Below are 3,538 nucleotides of genomic sequence, written 5' to 3'. Positions count from 1 at the left end.
GGCAGCTCCGCGCAGAGCTCGTCGAGCAGCCCCGTGAACCGCCGCGCCGCAGCCTCATAAGCTGCGCGCACAGCGTCCGCGCGCCCCCTCGCCTCCACGATCAGATCGATCGGTCCATCCTGCAAATGCAGCCGCCGGCCATCAGACAGCAATGCGATTTGCGGGAGCCTTGTCATGCCCGGGGTCCCGGAATTGGATTCTGCCAGGGCAATTGCCTGATATCGTCGCCCCCCTGCACCTCGGCGAGCGGCTTCACATAATCCATGTGCCCGCCGAGCGCGGCGTAGTCCGACAGCTTCATCGTGAACTCGATCGGCGCGACCAGCGCTGGCGTCGGCACATAGCCGAACGCGCCCGCCGGCATCTGCGTCACGTCGACCATGTAGGTGATGCCGCCACCCGGCCAGACATAGACCGGCGCGCCGCCGCTGGTGACGCGCGTCAGCGCATCCTTCACCGAGCGCGTCAGCCGCACCGGATTGTCGGTGACCCCGGCGCGTAGCGAGCCGCCGGCGCCAGCCATGAACAGCACCGTGCACAGCGCCGGCTCGCAATTCTCCTGGATGCGCTCGACCGAGAATTTCAGATCGGCAGGCATCTCGGTCTCGACCGGCTTCAGTGTCTCGTCGAGCACGTAATAGGACGAATGCTCGCCGGTGGTGGAAACCATGAGCATGGTCAGACCGGCCTTTGCCTCCTTGGCATCGAACGGCCCAAGGATCGCCAGCGGATCGGAGATGTCGGTTCCGCCCCACCCCGTGCCGGGATCGGCGACCTGGAAATAGCGGCCGGGCGTCGAGCGCCGGCCCTTCATCTTGATGCCGGTGTCGGCGATGTCGAGCAGCTTGCCGGCCTGGTGTTCGCTCAGCACGCCGGTGATGTGGTCGTCGACCACGACGACCTCGTCGACCTTGCCGTGCCATTGCTTGGCGAACATGCCGATCGTCGCCGAGCCGCAGCCGACGCGCATCCGCTCTTCTTTCACGCCGTTGACGATCGGCGGTTGGCCGGCCTGCACGACCACGCTCGCGCCGCCGTCGATGGTCAGCTCCACCGCCTTGCAATTGGCGAGGTCCATCAGCGTGTCGCAGGTGACGCGGCCTTCCTTCTTGGAGCCGCCGGTCAGATGATGCACGCCGCCGAGCGAGAGCATCTGCGAGCCGTATTCGCTGGTGGTGACGTGGCCGACCGCCTCGCCCTGCGCGCGCACCGTCGCGGTTTCGGGGCCGAGATATCGGTCGGTGTCGATCTTCACCTTGATGCCGCAATAGGAGAAGATGCCCTCGGTGACGACAGTCACCATGTCGACGCCGTCGACCTCAGCAGAGACGATGAAGGGGGCCGGCTTGTAGTCGGGATAGGTGGTGCCCGCGCCGATCGCAGTGACGAAGGTCGAGGGCTCGTGGACGATCTTGCCGTCCCAATCTTCGGTGCGGCTGAACGGGACCAGCTTGCCGCCATGTGAGACGGTGCGCTCCAGGATCACATGCGGATCGACGCGGACGAGCTTGCCCTCGTGATTGGCATAGCGATCGCAGGCACCCGCCGCGCCCGGCTTGATGTAGCACATCACCGGACATGCATCGCAGCGGATCTTGTCGATGGCAGGGCTCGTTGTTTCCATCACCATGTGAGAAGCCGGCGGACCGCAGTTATCATTCGTATACGAACGATGGTGCGCGCGCTCCCGATGGCTGTCAAGCGGCGGTGCGGCGCAAAAGATGCGGCTGCTGCATAAAACCTCATTTGCCTAACCGCTCTGTCCACAAAGAAGGCAGTCGCGCTGCACTGCGGCATGCACGGCTTGCACGTTTGTGTACAAACGGTATCGTCGCGACGTAAATTTGCGAGCACTTGGCCGCGAGCTTGGGAACGAGGATGACGCAGGCACCGATCCGCCTCACCGTGAACGGCAGGATCCACGAGATCGCTGCGGCGCCAGAGACGCCGCTGCTCTACGTGCTGCGCAACGACCTCGCGCTCAACGGCCCCAAATATGGTTGCGGTCTTGGCGAATGCGGCACCTGCACTGTCCTGATTGACGGGGCCGCGGCCCGCTCCTGCGTGATTCCCGTGAGCGGCTGCGCCGGCCGCGACATCGTGACGCTCGAAGGGCTCGGCACGCGCGACAAGCCTGATGTGGTGCAGCAGGCCTTCATCGACGAACAGGCCGCGCAATGCGGCTACTGTCTCAACGGCATGATCATGACCACCAAGGCGCTGCTCGCGATCAACTCGCGACCGAGCGAACAGGAGGCGCTGGCAGCGCTGCGCTACAATCTCTGCCGTTGCGGCACCCATGTCGAAATCCTGCGCGCCGTAATGCGCGCGTCGGGCCAGCTCGCCGAGGCCGGTGATTGATGATCTCTCCTGTCCCTGATGGAGCTGAGCGGCAATCCGGTTCGCTCGTCGTCGTCCGCACGGTGGACGAGATCACATCCGAAACCTTCGTCCGCATTACCGCGGACGGGTCGGTCACGGCCTATAACGGCCATGTCGATCTCGGCACCGGCATCCGCACCGCCCTCGGCCAGATCGTCGCCGAGGAGTTGGATGTGTCCTTTGCGCGCGTCGTCGTGGTGCTTGGCGACACCTCTGTGGTGCCGAACCAGGGCGCGACGATCGCGAGCGAGACCATCCAGATCACAGCCGTCCCCCTGCGCAAGGCCGCAGCGCAAGCGCGTCACTTCCTGATCGCGCGCGCAGCCGAGCGGCTGGAGCTGCCGGAGGCCGATCTCGGTATTGAGGACGGCCTCGTGCGCGGGCACGACAATCGCAGCGTCACCTATGGCGAGTTGATCGGCGACGAAGAGATCAGGCTCGAGCTTGCCGACGATGTCGTGGTTAAACCCGTCGGCGACTACGCCATCGTCGGTCAGTCGATGCCGCGCGTCGACCTCCCCGCCAAGGCCACGGGCGAGCTGACTTTTGTGCACGATATCCGGGTGCCCGGCATGCTGCACGGTCGTGTGGTGCGCCCGCCCTATGCCGGTGTCGATGCCGGCCCGTTCGTCGGCACCAGTCTGATCGCGGTCGATGAATCCTCGGTGCGCGACGTCCCTGGCCTGATCGCCGTCGTCCGTATCGGCGATTTCGTCGGTGTCGTCGCCGAGCGCGAGGAGAATGCGATCAGCGCGGCAGAACAGCTCAAGGTCGGCTGGAAACCGACGCCCACCCTCACCGATCTCGCCGACGTCGAGACCGCACTGCGCGCCAATCCGTCGACGCCACGCACGCTGATCGACAAGGGCGACGTTGACGCGGCGATCTCAGGCGCGGCCAAGCCGATGCAGCGCACTTACGTCTGGCCATATCAGATGCACGCCTCGATTGGTCCGTCCTGCGCGGTCGCCGATTTTCAGGGCGGCAACATCCGCGTCTGGTCGGGCACGCAGAACCCGCATGTGCTGCGCAGCGACCTTGCCCTGCTGATCGAGCGGCCTGAGAGCGAGATCGAGGTCATCCGCCTGGAGGCCGCCGGCTGCTACGGCCGCAACTGCGCCGATGACGTCACCGCCGATGCGCTGCTGCTGTCGCG

3 protein-coding genes and 1 pseudogene are annotated in these 3,538 nt (G+C 65.4%); 2 read left to right on the top strand and 2 right to left on the bottom strand.

Going from position 1 to position 3,538, the window contains the following annotated elements:
* A pseudogene (locus MOV74_RS33940) lies at positions 1–176 on the bottom strand (UPF0280 family protein); the annotation flags it as partial.
* On the bottom strand, positions 173–1,630 hold the full coding sequence (locus MOV74_RS33935; RefSeq protein ID WP_246931344.1) for a 6-hydroxynicotinate reductase: 1,458 nt from the start codon (positions 1,628–1,630) through the stop codon (positions 173–175). The gene MOV74_RS33935 and the pseudogene MOV74_RS33940, both read right to left, overlap by 4 nt.
* A gap of 248 nt (positions 1,631–1,878) precedes the next feature.
* Here MOV74_RS33935 and MOV74_RS33930 point away from each other — a divergent pair, with 248 nt between their 5' ends.
* Positions 1,879–2,361: a (2Fe-2S)-binding protein gene (locus MOV74_RS33930; protein WP_246931343.1), complete on the top strand. Its 483-nt coding sequence runs from the start codon at positions 1,879–1,881 to the stop codon at positions 2,359–2,361.
* On the top strand, positions 2,361–3,538 hold a 1,178-nt coding region (locus tag MOV74_RS33925), incomplete at its 3' end, for a molybdopterin cofactor-binding domain-containing protein (protein WP_246931342.1). The genes MOV74_RS33930 and MOV74_RS33925, both read left to right, overlap by 1 nt.

Source organism: Bradyrhizobium sp. SHOUNA76, assembly GCF_023006445.1.
Lineage (GTDB): Bacteria > Pseudomonadota > Alphaproteobacteria > Rhizobiales > Xanthobacteraceae > Bradyrhizobium.
Note: the sequence above shows the minus strand (reverse complement) of the source record. Positions and strands in the feature narration are given on the sequence as shown.

Bases quoted from the DNA above. Each gene is read 5' to 3' on its own strand.
- MOV74_RS33935 (WP_246931344.1), bottom strand. From the start codon at position 1,630: ATGGTGATGGAAACAACGAGCCCTGCCATCGACAAGATCCGCTGCGAT.
- MOV74_RS33930 (WP_246931343.1), top strand. From the start codon at position 1,879: ATGACGCAGGCACCGATCCGCCTCACCGTGAACGGCAGGATCCACGAG.